This is a genomic window from Colwellia sp. BRX8-4 (assembly GCF_014077345.1).
Taxonomy (GTDB): Bacteria; Pseudomonadota; Gammaproteobacteria; order Enterobacterales; family Alteromonadaceae; genus Colwellia_A.
Genome location: NZ_JACGVS010000011.1, coordinates 37,421 through 55,032 on the forward strand (window position 1 = coordinate 37,421; position 17,612 = coordinate 55,032).

The following is a 17,612-nucleotide window of genomic DNA, read 5'->3' on the forward strand; positions in this document are numbered from 1 at the left end:
GTTAAATTAATTAGCAGCATGATTAAGTGTTATGCGCTTTTATCGAGCGTTAAGCCAATATCGCTAACATGGTTATTCACATCAATTGAAATGATATTAGCAAGCTTTTGAGAGTTGCTCACTTCTTCATCAACATTACTCATCGCTTGCTCAAAAGCGATAAAATGTTGGCGTTGCAGCGTTATTTGCGTCAGAGAGTCTTGTGCGACCGTGGCGGATATTTTAGCCTGTCCGGTCACTTCTAACGCAGTTTCTTGTAATTGGTCAGCAATTGTTTTTTGATTGAGGGATGCTGTTTCTATATCAATAATTGTTTTTTCAATTGAATTACTGGCACTTTGCAGTTGGTCTAAGCGTTGTGATATCTGTTTAAGTGAATCTTGAGTTTTACCGGCTAGTTGCCTGACTTCATCGGCAACGACAGAAAAACCTCTGCCGTGTTCACCCGCTCTTGCGGCTTCAATTGCCGCGTTTAAAGCCAGTAGGTTAGTTTGGTCGGCAATGGCACTAATAACGTCAACAATAGAGGTAACACTATCAACAGATTGAAAGAGTGAGGTTATTGCGCTTTTACTTTGTTGTGCCGCGATGCTGGTTGAGTCGCTTGCGGCGAGCACTTGTGCAACTCGGCTTTGACTTGTTTCCATTGCCTGTTGCGTGGCTTTTGCGTTATTAACAACTTGTTCTGATAAAGCATTGACTGTTTCAGTTGCTTGCCCAAGTGCATCCATTATTTCACGAGCACCTTGCACATGCGTGCTGGTACTATTTGACGATTGATAAATGTTTTTAACTTGGCTTTCCATGGTTGTTAATGCTTTGGCGACCAAATCAAGCTGTTGTGCTTTTGCTTTATCATCTTGTGCAAGTTTGTTGACCATTTTATTAAAACTGGACGATATTTCTCCAAGCTCAGTTTCCGCTGAAATATCAGTAATGTTATCAACCTTTCCTTGTTCAACAAGTTGAACAAAACCATTTCGTAATTTACGTAACGGATTTAAAATAACACTGCGTTGCAACCAGTAATTGGCGACTAAGAAACAGATTAAAAAGGATAGCAAACCAATAACTATTCGATAAAGTTGCTGATTCAACACTTGTTGTTTCTTTAGTATTTCTGTTTCAGCGATAAGAATAATATCTTCTAATGCAGTAACATTTTTCTTGAGTAGTGCTAAGCCAGCGGTGCGCTGATTCTGTGAGTTTAGGGTGTTTTCAAACTCACTTTGATAACGATTAATGAGTGAATTGAGTTCATCAATCGCTTCTTCACTGATGTCTTCTTTGTCATCGTCATTGGAAAAAAAGTCATCTTCATCAGTATTACTGTCGCTTTCAAGGAAAATAGCCAATAAAGGATAGTTTGTTAATTGTTGATGCCGTTGTGCTAATTCTTGTAATGCATTTTTAAAGCCGGTATCGCTAATGTTTTGGCTAAGGAACAACTTTTCACGCGTGTTGATTAAATAGTTTAATGCGCGAGCAATAGTGCCGATTGTCACTAAATAATTTATGCGTTGCTGTTCGTCTAGCGCCTCACTTTCAGAGGCATATTTTATCAGCGAGTGAGTAATAGCTACCATATTCTGTTCGCTGTTACGAAGCAAAGCGAGTGGGTTACCACTTAACTTACCCATGGCACGATACTTTGTTTCAATATTTTTATTAAGTTTGCCCGCTTCTTCAGTAATGTTATGGCTTAAGTTACCAATATCTAAGCTTGTTGATCGTGTAATTATTTCGTTGAGTTGCTCTTGTGCTGCATTAAGCATGCTGGCATCACCAGTTTGTAGATAGGTTGCAATGGTGCGATAAAACTTAACGGTGGTTAACGTTTTTAATGCATGATATTCAGCGTACTGGCCCCGACTTGATGTAAGAGAAGTTCCAACATGATACATAGTTGCAACGAATATAACGGCAAAAATACTAATGGCAATAACAGACAGTCGTGAAAAACTTGATACTCGCATAGTCAATCCTTGAAGGGTATTCACAGATAAATTAATGCCGATTCTTACTGATCTTTGTTGCGGTTTTATGACAAATGTTTACTGAACAAGTATGAAGTGTGTTGTGGTTAGATCTGATTGATTTTAACTCAAGAGGCTAAAATGTACCGCAAGCCCAGTGAAAGTCGTTTCGAGGGCTTGCGTAAATACAGCGTAGTCCGTTATTCATCTTAACGACTGTTTAAACGAGGGATACAAGGTTAATTGTTTTTAGGAATTGCCTGATTCACATAAACATCAAAACGATTCTTCTTCATTTTTATACTGGTTGAAGGCGATTTAAGTGGCGGTTAAGCTTTTGTACTTTGTGGAAATTACCAATAATTCGAACATCAGCCGCTTTACGTTCTTGCATTTCTTCTAGCAACATAATTATTTTTGTCAGATAAAAAATCACTTCAAAGTTTGACTATTTATTTTCTACCACTCGTAAAAAAAACAATCTGAAAAGCTTTTTAAACACATGAATTTCGTATGATAGGAGAGTGAAGAACCTATGGTAAATTGAATTCTTTCGCACTGAGTTATATACGATTTTTGCCATAAATTTTTTCAAAAAAAAGCTAAAAATCAAAAGAAAACTATACAAAACAACTCGAACACTTATCAAAGAAACAAAAGCAGTTACTCATAAAGTTGAGCAGTTAGCCATATATGTGATTACAATCAAGTAGTTAAAGGAGGAGCGTCTGGTGTACTCATATGCGTGAAAATCTGCTAATAAAGTGGGTGTCAGCTTTATTAAACGCAAGAGATCACGTTTAAAAAAATCACCTAGGTGATATATACTCAGGTTTATTCATTTCTAACAATGAAATAATTTGTTCACTGGATACGGGTTTACTGTAAAAATACCCTTGAATGTAATGACAATTTCTAGAAACCAGGAAGTCAATTTGTTCTTTGGTTTCAGCACCCTCAGCAACACAACTCATGCCTAATTTTTGTGCAAGGCTTATCGTCGCCTCTATTATCGCTTCGTCTGCGTTGTTTTCACCAATGTTAGAGATAAAGCTTCTGTCAATTTTTATAACATCTAACGGGAGTAATCTTAAGTAAGATAGAGACGAATAACCGGTGCCAAAATCATCAAGCGATAACTTGATACCTATAGCTTTTAGCTGATTCATTTTCTCAATCGCTTTTTCAGGTTCAGAGATAAATGCAGATTCAGTAACTTCTAGTTTTATTGCTGAGGTAGGTAAATCAAACTCATTTAATATTCTCGTAATAAAAGTGACAAGTTCTCCTTTACTAAAATGACTAGCAGAAATATTAATGGATAAATAAAAATCAGTTCGAAAGCTACGCCATACTATTAAGTCTTGTAATGCTGTGTTTAACGCTACTTCTGTCATCGAAATAATAAGATTTAAATCTTCGGCTAAAGGAATAAACTCCATGGGAGAAATCATGCCGTTGTCGGTAGGCCAGCGCATTAACATTTCTACGCCAACCGCTTTGCCATAATGTGCATCAACAATGGGTTGGTAATGATTGATAAATTGCTTCTGTTTTACGGCTTGCTTTAAATTTGCTTCAAGAGCAAGTCGTTTAGCTGCTGCTTCAGTCATTGATGGTTCAAAATATTGATAGATATTTCGACCATTTTGTTTCGCACAGTACATTGCAATATCGCTATTTCTTAAAAGCTCAGCTGAATCCATGCCATCTTCAGGGTAAATAGAAATACCAATACTTGAACCAATACAGACCATAGTATCTTGTAGTGTTATCGGTTGCTCAATGGTATCGATAATTTTTTGTGCAATTTGTGAAAGCTTATCTATTGATGAAAAGCTTTCTAGCAATACGACAAACTCATCACCGCCAAGTCTTGCCAGAGTATCTTCTTGACGAAAGACTTTGGTTAATCGTTGTGTGATAACTTTCAATAATCGATCACCAACATCATGACCTAGCGTATCATTGACTTGTTTGAAGCGGTCTAAATCAATAAAAAATATCGCTAAAATATTTTTGTTTCTTGCTGATAATTCTATTGCATGATCAATCCGCTCAATGAGTAAACTCCGATTAGGTAGCCCCGTTAAGTGATCGTAATTAGCCATATAGCGTAGTTCGCTTTCAGCGAGCTTTTGAGCGGTAATATCGGTCATCACCATAATATAATGAAGACTGTTATTACTATTTATACCAACATTAATTTTGACCAGTACATTATATTTATCTCCTGCTGCAGAAGTAACAAGCTCTTCTCCACGCCAATGATCATTTACACCTAAACTTAATGCTACATCGCTATAATATTTTATCTTTTTTCTGTCTATACCAATTAATGAGTCATTAAATGGCTGTTCTTCTTCCCAGCCAAATATATTCCTCATTGCTTGATTTGAAGTCACCTTGGTGAAATCTTGATTAATAATTAATACCCAATCTTTTGTATGTCTAAATGCTTCTCCGTAATATTGGGCACGTTCTTCATCAGCCTTAGATTGAGTGATATTGGTATAGGAACCCGTAACCCGTATAGGCTTTTTATTATCATCAATTTCTACAATTTTCCCTAAATCTTTATACCATCGCCATTCATTATGTTCGCCTTTTAGTCTATAGGTAAAAGTAAAGGTTACATTAACATCAGCTTTATCAATAAATTGTTGCCAAGCAGCAAGAAAGGTCGCTTTATCATCTGGATGAATATCATTGATAAATACTTTTATAGGGAAGGTATAGGCATTTTCTATTAGGCTTACATTATGTTTAAAACGATTAGCAGAAAAACTATTCGTCTGAGCGTGCCAATCCCATACGTCACTGTTACTACCTTTTAATGCTAGCTGTAAACGGTTTTCTCTAAAGACAACTTGTTCATGAGCAGCCAACAGAGCATCACGTTGTTTACGTCTTTTATTTATCCAAAAACTGAATGCAGAGATAACTAAAATAAAATACAGAATATAGGCGGTAGGTGATGCCCAAGGTGCATAAGAAACGTTAAATTTAATATAAGTTAGTGGTGAATAATCGCCTGTAATAGGCGACTTAGCCCGAATAGCTAAAGTATGCTTCCCTGACTCTAAACTTGGAAAAATAATATGATTTTCATAGGTCGAAGGATAGTTCACCGTGCTGTTACTTGTTAAAGAATACTCAAACATTATGTCTTTAGATTTTGAAAAATCAAAGGTGGTAAAATCAACCCTAATGCCCACATCGTCATATTTAAGTTCTACTACCTTATTTGAGTTAAATATATAAGCATCTTCTAAATGCCGTGTAAGTAAATCAACTTTAGTGACAAAAACATTTTTATTTTTGGTCAGGCCTTTTTCTTTTAAGGCCAAAGGATCGAAAAAAGAAACGCCATTCACCGAACCGTAAACCAATTCATCGGTTGATGATTTTGCATGCGCGCCACCATTAAATTCCATACCTAAAAAGCCATGATGAATACCAAATTTTCTGATATGAAAAGAGCGTGTATCAATCGAATAAATACCATCATGAGTTGAGATCCAAAGGTCTCCTTGCGAGTCCTGCTGTAGACCATATAGATTGTTGTCTAGAATACTGTTTTGATTGTTGAAAGTATGAAGAACCTCCTGTGTTTCTAGGGAGATACCATAAATACCTTTTGATGTATGGGCTACCCATAGCAGAGATTTTTCAGCATCAACTACAAAACTATCAATAAAAGACCACTCAGTTTCGCTCATGTTGATATGTTCATATATTTTCTTAAACGTTTGATACTGAGTATTAAACATCCATAATGCTTTTGTTGTACTAAACCAAATTTCTTTATCCTGATTTGGTGATTTGAAAAAAAACCAAATATCTTTAATGCCAGCATCAGTCATTACTTTACTGAAATCAGTTGATTGACCAGATTCTTGATCAATCATAAGTAGTTGATCCGTTTGAGTGAACCAAAGGTATTTATCGGTAGTGAAATAAACGGGGTAATCAACAGTTAGCTTTTCTAAAAAACTTGCTTCAAAAGGTATTGGTATGATTGCTTTGCTTTTAATATCAAAAAGTCTTAATCCTACAGAAGTATTTAACCAAATAGTTTTATTGCTACCATAGTGTAATGAAACTATATTGCTTGCGGTAAATGTCGTCTTTGAGTTTTTCAGGGCGAAGAATTGTTCAACGTGTTGGGTGTTTCTATTTAGTAAATTTAAGCCATTATCGGTTGAAATCCAGAATAAGTTATCATCGTTTTTATCAGGCAAAATGCCCGTAACATTATTACTGGTTAAGCTGTTGTCACGACCTTTGTAATAATTATAATTCTCAACTAAGCCTAAGTTAGGATTCCATTTTAACAAACCTTGGCTATTACTCACTAGCCAGTAGTAGCCATCTTGGTCGACAATTAATGACTTAACCGTATTATTCGCAAAAGAGGGAGCATATTCATCAAAGCTGAATAAAAATTGTCCTTGCTGCGTAACAGCGTTATATCGATACAGCCCATCCGCAGCACCAATAATTAATAGTTCCTTTTCTATAAAAAAATCCCAGACCGATAGATGTTTAAAAATAGTTTGATACTGCGGTAATTCATTATCTTCTCCCATTGCAAAAAGCGAGTCGATTTGTTGAATATTTAATGAGTAAACACCATCGTTTGTTCCCAAAAACAAGGTCTGATTAAGAATACTTAAGGTATAAATTTTATTTGCTTGTATAGGTTTTAGATCAGCACTTTGCGCAGTTATCTTGGTGATTTGAGGTAATTTAGCTACTTGGCCTGTTGATAATTGATAAACAATAGTGCCTTCTTTACTGGCTATATATAGATAGTTGTTATGTAAAATGATTTGATATATTGCAGAATCACCTAGATACTTTTTTAAGTTAACAATTTGTTTATAAACTTTAGTTTTAACATCAATAGTCGCTATGTATTTACTTGTCGCAAGCCAAACGGTTCCATCTTTTTGTGGCAAGTAATCCATAACCCAATCATCAGACTCTAATTGATTGTTATTTAAGAGTAGGTCAAACTCATTAGTGCTTTTATTAAAGCTATACAAACCTTTACCATAGAGGTGTAACCACATTAATCCATTCGCTGATTGGACTGTTTTTCCTGCACTATATTGTGAAAAATCGTTATCAGGTCCTTCTATTTTAGTGAAGGTATATCCGTCATATAGTTCAAGGCCAGACTCTGTTGATATCCAAAGAAACCCATCATCATCCTGACTAATGCTATTAATAGATACTTGGGATAACCCGTCCTTAACCGTAATTTGATCGAGTGTTATTTTGTTAAATTTTGCATAACTAATCATTGGACATATTAAAATAACAGCAACTATAAAATTGATTACATTAAAGTAACTTTTTTTAGGTTGAGTATATTTCAAATTAATACCACTACTTATTAGCTCTGAACAATAAAAGTAAGATAATACTTTTAGGTAAGTATAAACAACTATATGTTAGATTTAAAAATCCCACAACTTCCAGCACTTGTCTTTGTATATGTGTTTCATCATTAATTTATAAAATAACCACGTCGTTTACACTGTTGCCATGTAATATGAGTTTTACCTTTCGAGTATCTAGTAAACGGCATAGGGCCATTAATTTTTGTTGGTAACACTATATCTATCATGTTGTAAGTGATTACATTATAATCACTTGGTAATTGATAAATTGTCAAAAGACAATCGTGAAATTGAATCTATAATCGATTTCATTTTTTCTATAGAAAAAGTCTATCAGTGAGTTTTGTTAATATATTAATGAAACAACAAAGCACCAGCTTTGCATAGTATGACTTTACCTTAGACTTATTAATTTAATTAACTAAAGTAGCAATAAAGGTAAATATTATGTTTAACAAAAACTTTACAATTCCATTTTTATTCACCCCTATTATATTGGCAATTTCCGCTTGTGGGGGCAGTGATAATTCATCACCACAACCCTCTGAGCAAGCAAAATTTTCTTTAGGGATTAGTGATGCACCTATTGATGAGGCGGATTCAGTCTTTATTGAAATAGATGAAATTACTATTTCAGGGACAGAGACTACAGTCATTACTGAATTTACTAATGACAATAATGAAATTGTAGAAACCATTAAAGTTAACTTACTTGATTTTCAGGGTACAGACCAACTTAAAATTGTTGATGAAGCTCAAGGTGTAACTATGGCCCCAGGCACCTATTCGATGGAATTACTGGTAGTCGATGCCGGCTCATATGTACTGCTTGAAAATGATGCGACCGAATACTCTATTAAAGTCCCTAGCTCTAGACTACGTTTAGGAGATTTTGAAATTGCGTCAACTTCTATCCAAGTCGGCGATACCCCAGCTTATACTATTGAATTTAGTTTACGCGAGTCATTAGTGATGCGCGGTAATGCACCCACAAAAAATGGTTTTATTATTAAACCTCATGGCGTTCACATTGTTAGCGAATATGGAACATTGAAGGGTAATGTTTCTGCTGATAATACTAATTTAGGTAGCTGTATCGTTTATCTATATGAAGGTGAACCAACCGAATTAGGTGATAGTTATGATGCAGATGATGAAACTTTCGTCGGTGATGCACCGACAGCGACGGCACCACTTATTTCAACACTAGTAGCCGTAGATGGAACTTACAGCATAGGGTTTGTTCCAACAGGAAGTTACACTGTTGCACTAATGTGTGGTACAAATATCGATGACAACATTCAATATAACGCCTTAACCATACCTTCTCCTGTTGGAAATGTAGCTACAGTAGGCATTATCAAAGGTGATGTTAAAACGGTCGACTTTTAAATAAACTGATATTAACCGATCATAAGGCCAGAAAGTTAAAAAGTGTTCACTATGAAGTTCTAAAATATATTAAAAAATGTCAGCAACTAGCGACTGCTGACTTAAAGAAAGCCAACCACTATCCTCAACAATGTGGACAGAGTGCTCATTTAGAGTGTTGGTTGAATATCAGAAATTATGATTGTTTTTCTAACTGATTTTACACTGAGAAATCATAAACTATAGATCTATAGATTGAACGAAAGGGTAAACCGTGTAGGTAATTACTTGGATGGGCTTGGAAGGAAGTTCGTTTACAATTTTAGCCCATACCATTTTGAAAGATTTTCAGCACTAGATAGGGAGTACGTTGTAAACGAGTATCGCTAATTATTTTTTGGGATCGCTTGGTTGACATAAACATCAAAACGATTTTTTTTCATTTTTATACTGGTTGAAGGCGATTTGTTATTTAATGGTGGCGCATAGCTTGGACGTTTAACCACAACACGGTACTTTGCTAATTTCAATGCCGGTTCAAGCAAATCATCCGCATCTAAGTCTTCACCGACGAGTGATTGGAATACGCGCATTTCTTTTTTCACTGCGGCCGATTTTTCACGATGTGGATACATAGGGTCGAGATAAATAACATCAGGTTGTTGAGTGAATGACAACTCTTCAATCGTTGCCGCATGAACTAGTGACATACGACTGGCAATATCACTGACCTCACTGTTCAATTTAGCGCGCTCTAAGCCATTTTCTAGCAGTGCTGCGACAATAGGCATACGTTCTTTCATGGTTACTGTACAACCTAAGGTAGCCAATACAAAAGAGTCTCGTCCTAAGCCTGCGGTAGCGTCTAGTACATGTGGAGTAAAACCATGTTTTAGTCCAATCGCTTTAGCTATATCTTGGCCGCGTCCACCACCAAATTTTCGTCGGTGGGCAACCGCGCCATCAACAAAGTCTACTTTAATACCACCGAGTTTAGGCTCATCAAGCTTGATCAGTTCTAATTCTTGAAAGTTGACTTGTAATAAAAACAGTAAGTTTGGATGCTTAGTAACTGAAGCGCTGTCACCGATATAGGCTAATTGCCATTTTTTAGCAATTTTTTTAGCTAAATCAACATCGGTTTTATCAAGGTACCCAACCGCTATTCTAGACATATCCATTAATCAAACTCTACTTGAACATTGTTATCGCCGGTTGCATAGGCAACTAAGCGGCTGAGTTGACTCAGTGATAAGTCACTTTCACTTTGCCATTGATTAAAAGCATTTTGAATGGCAACTAAGCTTTTTTTACTTTGCAGTCCGCCGTCAATAATTTTATTGGCACGGAAATAGGCTTCAATGTCACGGGTAAGTAAAAAGGTATCTTTACCGATAGCACGTAAAGCGTAGGGGCCAGTATTGCCCCCTAAACGTTGACCTTTTTTCTTTAAGTAATCCCATAAACCTATCATGTCATTGCTTGGCCATGCCGCAATAAATTTAGCAAAACTATCGTGCTGGCTATTATCGCTATGTATTTCATCAAACATCATATGGGCATTAGCTTGAATAGTTTTTACTTTATTAAAGTTGCGAATAATTCGCGCATCTGCCGCTTTACGTTCTTGCATTTCCTCAGGCATCATTAAGACTTTAGCGAGATCAAAATTAAAAAACATTTCTTCAAAGTTTGGCCATTTATTTTCTACTACACGCCAGACAAAACCACTTTGAAAGATCTTTTTGCTAAAGGCCGATAAAATTCTATCGTCTCCTAACTTGGCAACTAAATGATCTTGTTGGTTATCACCTAATAAGAGGTTGAGTATAGCCGCACCACCTTTACGTTCGGCGGCGCGTTGATAAAGTGAGTCAAATTTTTCCATTATTTAGGGCCACTCATTATCCTTCAATACCACAATGTCTGAGTAAAGCATCAATCTCAGGCTCACGGCCACGAAAGGCTTTAAATAAGACACTGGGTTCTTGAGACCCGCCTTTTTCTAATATATTAGTTAAGAAATCATTACCCACTTTCGGGTTAAAAATGCCTTCTTCCTCAAAACGACTAAAGGCATCTGCAGATAATACTTCTGCCCATTTGTAACTATAGTAACCGGCTGAATAACCGCCACCAAAAATATGACCAAAACCATGTTGAAAGCGATTAAAGTCGGCGGCTTTCAATACTGAATATTCTTCACGCACTTGATTTAATGTTTGCTGAATATACCCAGAGTTATCTTGTGCAGGTTGGTAATCTTTATGCATTTTAAAATCAAAAATACTGAATTCTAATTGACGTAACATTTGCATCGCAGATTGGTAATTCTTTGCCGCTAACATTTTATCAAGCATAGCTTGCGGTAGTGGTTCACCCGTTTGGTAGTGTCCTGAGATAAAGGCTAATGCCTCTGGCTGCCAACACCAATTTTCTAAAAATTGGCTAGGCAACTCTACTGCATCCCACGGCACACCATCGATACCTGAAACGCCACTGGTGTTGATTTGTGTCAGCATATGGTGAATACCATGGCCAAATTCGTGAAATAAAGTAACCACTTCGTCATGGGTAAATAGCGCAGGCTTATCACCAATAGGCTTATTAAAATTACAGGTTAGGTAGGCAACAGGGTATTGAATATCACCATTGGCTAATTCACGACGACTTTTACAATCGTCCATCCATGCGCCACCACGTTTGTGGGCGCGGGCGTATAAATCTAAATAAAAGCGGCCACGCAAATTATTATCGCGATCGTATACTTGATAAAACTTCACATCTTTGTGCCAAGTGTCGATGTTAGCTACTTGGTTAATTGTCATGCCAAATAAACGATGAACAACTTCAAATAAGCCAGCTACAACTTTTTCTTCTGGAAAATAAGGGCGACATTCTTCGTCTGAAATAGCATAACGGCTTTGCTTTAATTTTTCACTATAGTAGGGCAGATCCCAAGCTTGTAAGTCTGTTTGGTTAAATTCTTTTTCAGCGAAAGCTTTAACTTCATCTAAGTCTTGTTGACCTTGAACCTTCGATTTTACCGCTAGGTTTTCTAGAAAGTCTAAAACCTCAGAGGTTGATGATGCCATTTTGGTAGCAATTGATTTCTCAGCAAAGTTATTAAAGCCCAATAGCTGTGCTAATTCATGACGAAGTAGTAATAGCTCGTTCATGATGTCGCTGTTATCGAATTTTCCGGCATTGGGACCTTGGTCTGAAGCGCGAGTAACAAAGCCACGATAGAGCTGTTCACGTAATGTCGCATTGCTACAATAAGTCATTACGGGTAAATAACTAGGGATATCTAAGGTGAATAGCCAGCCTTGTTTTTCTTGTTCTTTTGCTAGTTCTGCTGCGGCTTCTATAGCGCTGTCAGGTAAGCCAGTAAGTTCACTTTTATCGGTAATATTAACGCTATAAGCGTGCGTAGCATCGAGTACATTATTGCCAAATGTTGAGCTTAACTCCGATAAACGAGTAACGATTTCACCGTATCGTTTTTTATCATTATCGTTTAATGCGATGCCCGACAATTTAAAATCACGTAAGGCATTCTCAATGACTTTCTTTTGAGGAATACTTAATTGTGAATATTCATCACTGTTGGCAAATTGTTGGTAGGCTTGATATAACCCTTGATGCTGGCCCACAAAAGTACTGTATTCAGATAACAGTGGTAAACATGACTCGTATGCGTCACGTAGTTTGTCACTATTAACCACCGAATTCATGTGGGATACCGGCGACCACAGCTTACTTAACGTATCGTCAGCTTCGTCCGTAGGCATAACTAAGTTTGCCCAGGTAAATGTTTTTTCTTCAAGCACTGCTGCAATCACTTTTTTGCATTCTGCTATCGCATGCTCAACAGCAGGCTTGATATGTTCAGGCTTTATTTGAGAAAACTGGGGTAAATCTGAAACTGTTAATAATGGATTGCTCATAATGCGGTATTCTTTATTAAATGATGATGTAGATGTAAGACCTTAATGGGAAAGATTCAAGGTGTAGCGCTTTTTGTTTTCAATCTATTTTACTTAAAATTGATCACCTTAAAAAAATAAATGCTACTGTCTATGTTAATACGTTGTTTGTTATTGTTAATTAGGCTCTTTATTTACCCTTTTAGTTCGGATAAATATTTATTTTAATTGTATTTTACTTATACTAAAAATATATGATTTGTCTTCGTCATGAGTTTCTCGAGGTGTTATGTTTCGTTTTTTTTCTGTGAATTCCTTATATTCACTTTTTTTACTGTGCGCTATGCTTTTCACAAATACTGCACAAGCAGAGGTGAATAATTTATATTTAGAAAACTTGTCAGTTGAGCATGGCTTGTCTCAAGGCTCGGTTAAAACTATTTTTCAAGATGATGAAGGTTTTATTTGGGTTGGCACTGAAAATGGTTTGAATATGTATGACGGTTATAATTTTCGCAGTTTACCTGGGCCAGATAATGATTTTGAAAATTATGAAACGTACCGGATTATTCAAGATAAGGACAAATTACTTTGGATCAACATCGTTGATAAAGGGCTAATTACTTACAATAAAAAAACAGATACCTACCAAAAAATTCTACAAACAGATCCGCTAAATAAAGATTATTATATAGCGGATATGGTCGAGGGCAACAATAATGACTTTTTTATTGCCAGTGCAAAAACTATCATCGTGTATAACAAAATATCTCAAAAAAGTACGCGTCTATTAGATTTATCAAATGAGCTTCCTGCGGTTAATAATATTTATGAAATATTGTTACATCAAAATATTTTATATATTGCGACACGTATTGGCACTTTTGCCTTAAATGTTGACACTAAAAAATGGAAAAAATTACCTGCCATTACCGCGACTGAAATTAGCTCAGACAGCTTTAGTGCGGTAGGGGCGAATAAAGTATTTAACTTGCATGTAAGTGCGAATAATCATTTGTATTTGGGTACAGACAATGGTGTTTATAGCTTGCCGGTTAGTAAAATTAACAATTATTTAGTGGGTGATCTTCAATTACCCACTTACAAAATGGTAACTGACGGTGTTTCAAGTTGGCAGTTTTATGACGATGGCGATAACGTATATCAAGGCAGTCATTTAGGGTTTTCTGCTATTGATACAAAAACAGACACCACAGAATTTCTTTTTTCGTTTAATGAGTTTTTTGACCATATTAAAAGCAGTGATGTAGTTGCTATTATGAAAGACAAACAAGGGGTGTTTTGGTTGGGCTCTCAGGCTACCGGTCTTTATAAATGGAATCCTAAACTGAGCTTAGTAACCAACTATCGTTATAAAAAAGACAGTGAAAAAAGTTTAACAGACAACCTTGTTTGGTCTATTACGGCGAAAAGGAGTGACCCTGAACAGTTATGGATAGGCACTCAAAATGGTCTTAATTTACTCGATACGCGTCACGATACCATGTTGCACTATTTAACAACCGAGACCCCTAAAACGATTTATCATCGTGGGAACATAGATCATCTTTATGAAGATTTGGAGCAACGCTTATGGCTTTCTACCGGTAAAGGGGTGGTGTTATTTGATATAGCGCTCAAAAAAATTATTGATATTCCGTATGACGTTAAAGTAAAAGAGCTGCTTGCGTTAGGTCAGTATGATTTCTTTTATGATCGTTATAATACGTTGTGGAGTATTACGGAAAAAGGTGTCAATCGCATTTCATTAACAACGGGCGCTATTGACCCACTTGATGAAATGACTGCGAGCATTGCGGAAGATAAGGTTTTTACTTTACTCGGCTATTTACCTAATAGTGATAAAATGCTTTTTTCTACCAATAATTCATTATGGTTTTTTGATCTTGAAACACGAACAAGTACCATGATTTATCAAAATCCTAAGATTAAAGAAAGTGAATGGATATCTATAGAAAATGTGGCTTTTGATAAAAAAGGCCTGCTATGGTTTAGTTTTGCTGGTAAAGAACTGGTCGGTTTAGACAGTAAAACGTTTGAAAAAAAATATGTATATGACAAAAATAATTCCAATGTGGGACTCAATATTTACGGTTTAATGGTAGACCCTGAAGGTGATCTTTGGTTTTCCAGCCATAACGGTATTTATATGCTAAACGCTGAAACACACCATCTTCGTAATTTTGGTATCAGTGATGGTTTAGTGGGTAAAGAGTTCAATAGTGGTGCTTTCTACGAAATGTATAATCACACATTTGCCTATGGTGCCATGAACGGCTTAACCATTTTTGACCCTCTGGTTTTAAAGACAAAACAAGATGATGAGCAACTGAGTGTACATGCCACTAATATTAACGTGTTATCACGTGATTTAGCTTTGCCTTTTGTGCTGAGTAATGGTGATACCGTTCAGTTAAACTATGATGATGTCGGTATTCGTATTGACTTCTCGCCATTATCTTACAACAACACGAATAATTTCCTGTTTGAATACAAGTTACAAGGTGCTGATAACATAAGTTATCCATTAACCACTGAAAATCACATTACTTTTCCGAGCTTACCTTCAGGGGAGCATTCGCTGGTAGTGCGTATCCAATCAGCTGAAACTAAAAAATATTCTGAAGCTTTTGTTATTAACTTCGTGGTGAAATATGCTCTTTGGTCTTCGCCGCTAGCTTACTTAGTTTATATTGTGCTCTTGTTGACTTTATTTATGCTGTGGTATGCAAAGCGCCAACAAAATACGCGTTTATTACTTGCCGCACATGAAGAGGTAAAATACCGAGAAAATAGATTGCAGCTAGCCTTAACTGGTAGTAATAGTGAAGTGTGGGATTGGCAAAGCGATAATAACTTAATGTTCGCTAAACGAGCCTCTGAAGAATTAGGTTATAGTGACCTTAAATATTCTTATAGCTTTAATGAGCATTTGTCGTTAATTCACAAAGATGAACGTGAATTGTTTCATTCACGATGGTTACAGTTTTTGGGTGCGGCTGATGTTAAGGTAAGCTTTTCATGCAGTTACCGAATGAAAAAATCCAATGGTCATTGGTTGTGGTTTAAAGACCTTGGAAAAATTGTGGCAACTGACACTAAAGGCAAGCCAACCAGAATTACCGGCGCGTATACAAATATTACCCAGTCGTTAGCCGACGCCGAACGTGCTCACTTCTATGGTGAAGCTTTTAAGAAAACCAAAGATTGGGTCTTAATTATTAGTGACAACTTTAGTCGGGTCATCGCGAATGAGTCCTTGCGTGAGGTTTTTGCTTGGCAAGATGAAGAGTTCGCTTTCGATGCGAAATTATTTGGATTAACCAACGATCGCTTTGAGTTTTATAAGACCTTATTTTCTCATTTAAAGGCTGGGGATGATTGGCGAGGTGAAGAGCTAATAACAACAAAGGCTGGTGAAGAATTCCATGTTATTTTAACGGTCAGTGCCAGCCTTAATGAGTCAACGAATAGTATTTATTTTGTTTGTATTTTTACCGATATAACCGCGCAAAAGCATGCAGAAAAAGAGCTGCGTTATTTAGCCAATTATGACCATTTAACGGATTTACCTAATCGTTCATTATTGCTCGACAGAATAAAACATGCAATGGACTATTCTGCCCGCATGTCACAATCCATTGCTTTGTTTTTTATTGATCTAGACAGGTTTAAACAAGTTAATGATTCATTGGGTCATGACTGTGGCGATTTGCTCTTACAAGAAGTCACCAGGCGTTTAAAAGCAGTTCTGAGGGTTGATGATACCGTTGCTCGCATTGGCGGTGATGAATTCGTTGTTCTGCTAGAGTCTTTTCGCGGCCATGGTCAGCTGGGTCGAGTTGCACAGAAGGTGATTACTGCCGTTGGCGAGCCGGTGCTATTAAACGGCAATACCATCAGTGTTGGTGCTAGTATAGGTATTGCACTTTTCCCCGAAGATGCCAAAGATAGTGATGAGTTGCTTCGTCACGCCGATGTCGCTATGTATCATTCTAAGCAACTTGGCCGTAATACCTTTCAATTTTATACACCCCGTATGAATGTTGAAGCAAGTGAGCGGTTACTTGCTGAATCAACGCTTAAGTTGGCTTTTGAAAACAGCGAATTTATTAATTATTATCAGCCTATTGTTGACTCATATAAAGGTAAGGCCGTTGGCGCCGAATTATTATTACGCTGGCAAAGTGGCGACAAGTTAATTCCACCCGATAATTTTATTCCACTTTCAGAAGATCTAGGTTTGATTATACCTATGACTGAAGCGGCTATTTTACGTGGTGTAATAGATTTGAAAAAATGGCGGGCAATTCGCCCTGATATCTATTTATCAATTAATTTGTCTGTTCAGCACTTTCTTGAAGACAATTTAATTCATTATTTAAAAAATATTTTACAAGAACATGATTTACCTCCAGAAGCGCTTAAGTTTGAAGTCACTGAAAGCATGCTTATTTCTGATCCTGATAAAGCTATTGCAACTATGACCGCGCTTGATAAATTAGGTGTGGTACTTGCTTTAGATGATTTTGGTACCGGTTACTCATCCTTGTCTTATTTAAAGAAGCTACCTTTAAAAATATTAAAAATTGACCGGAGCTTTATTTCTGGCATTGGCATTAACTCTGCTGATGAAGCGATTGTTGCTGCGACGTTAGTCTTGGCAAAAAACTTGAAAATGATTTGTATTGCCGAAGGTGTAGAAAATGAAATACAACTGAAATTTTTAGGTGAAAAACACTGTCACCTTATCCAAGGCTACCTTTATAGTAAGCCAGTTGGAGCTGCGAAAATTGAACAATTTTTGCATGATGACATTATCGCGATAAAAGTGAATAAGCCAGAATAGCTAATTGGCTTGAATAACGCTTGTTTAGCCACATATATAACTCATACATTTTTTT

General features: G+C 36.5%; 7 protein-coding genes. 2 read left to right on the forward strand and 5 right to left on the reverse strand.

Going from position 1 to position 17,612, the window contains the following annotated elements; all coding sequences use genetic code 11:
- Positions 1 to 29: 29 nt before the first annotated feature.
- On the reverse strand, positions 30 to 1,976 hold the full coding sequence (locus H4J56_RS10900) for a methyl-accepting chemotaxis protein (RefSeq protein ID WP_182215320.1): 1,947 nt from the start codon (positions 1,974 to 1,976) through the stop codon (positions 30 to 32).
- 809 nt (positions 1,977 to 2,785) lie between these two features.
- Positions 2,786 to 7,363 (reverse strand): EAL domain-containing protein, encoded by a 4,578-nt coding sequence (locus H4J56_RS10905; RefSeq protein WP_182215322.1) that lies wholly within the window; start codon positions 7,361 to 7,363, stop codon positions 2,786 to 2,788.
- Positions 7,364 to 7,834: 471 nt separating this feature from the next.
- Between H4J56_RS10905 and H4J56_RS10910 the strand changes: the two genes are divergently transcribed.
- Complete coding sequence (locus H4J56_RS10910; RefSeq protein WP_182215323.1) at positions 7,835 to 8,779, forward strand: DUF4382 domain-containing protein; 945 nt, start codon at positions 7,835 to 7,837, stop codon at positions 8,777 to 8,779.
- Positions 8,780 to 9,144: 365 nt separating this feature from the next.
- Here the strand turns inward: H4J56_RS10910 and H4J56_RS10915 are convergent, their stop codons facing one another.
- The 3 genes from H4J56_RS10915 to prlC are packed head-to-tail and all read right to left on the reverse strand — an operon-like array spanning position 9,145 to position 12,708.
- Entirely contained in the window at positions 9,145 to 9,933 is a 789-nt protein-coding gene (locus H4J56_RS10915) for a class I SAM-dependent methyltransferase (protein WP_182215390.1), read from the reverse strand.
- A 5-nt stretch (positions 9,934 to 9,938) separates the two neighbouring features.
- Complete coding sequence (locus H4J56_RS10920; RefSeq protein ID WP_182215325.1) at positions 9,939 to 10,646, reverse strand: DNA-3-methyladenine glycosylase I; 708 nt, start codon at positions 10,644 to 10,646, stop codon at positions 9,939 to 9,941.
- Between the two features lie 16 nt (positions 10,647 to 10,662).
- Positions 10,663 to 12,708 carry an oligopeptidase A gene (gene prlC, locus H4J56_RS10925; protein WP_182215327.1) on the reverse strand — a complete coding sequence of 682 codons (2,046 nt, stop codon included), beginning with the start codon at positions 12,706 to 12,708 and terminating at the stop codon, positions 10,663 to 10,665.
- 322 nt (positions 12,709 to 13,030) lie between these two features.
- On the opposite strand from prlC, the gene H4J56_RS10930 reads away from it, so the two are divergent.
- Complete coding sequence (locus H4J56_RS10930; protein ID WP_182259314.1) at positions 13,031 to 17,557, forward strand: EAL domain-containing protein; 4,527 nt, start codon at positions 13,031 to 13,033, stop codon at positions 17,555 to 17,557.
- Positions 17,558 to 17,612: the final 55 nt, after the last annotated feature.

What these genes read in the sequence shown, in the direction of transcription:
- H4J56_RS10920 (WP_182215325.1), bottom strand. Translation starts at nt 10,646, where the DNA reads ATGGAAAAATTTGACTCACTTTATCAACGCGCCGCCGAACGTAAAGGT.
- H4J56_RS10900 (WP_182215320.1), bottom strand. Translation starts at nt 1,976, where the DNA reads ATGCGAGTATCAAGTTTTTCACGACTGTCTGTTATTGCCATTAGTATT.
- H4J56_RS10915 (WP_182215390.1), bottom strand. Translation starts at nt 9,933, where the DNA reads ATGTCTAGAATAGCGGTTGGGTACCTTGATAAAACCGATGTTGATTTA.
- H4J56_RS10930 (WP_182259314.1), top strand. Translation starts at nt 13,031, where the DNA reads ATGCTTTTCACAAATACTGCACAAGCAGAGGTGAATAATTTATATTTA.
- prlC (WP_182215327.1), bottom strand. Translation starts at nt 12,708, where the DNA reads ATGAGCAATCCATTATTAACAGTTTCAGATTTACCCCAGTTTTCTCAA.
- H4J56_RS10910 (WP_182215323.1), top strand. Translation starts at nt 7,835, where the DNA reads ATGTTTAACAAAAACTTTACAATTCCATTTTTATTCACCCCTATTATA.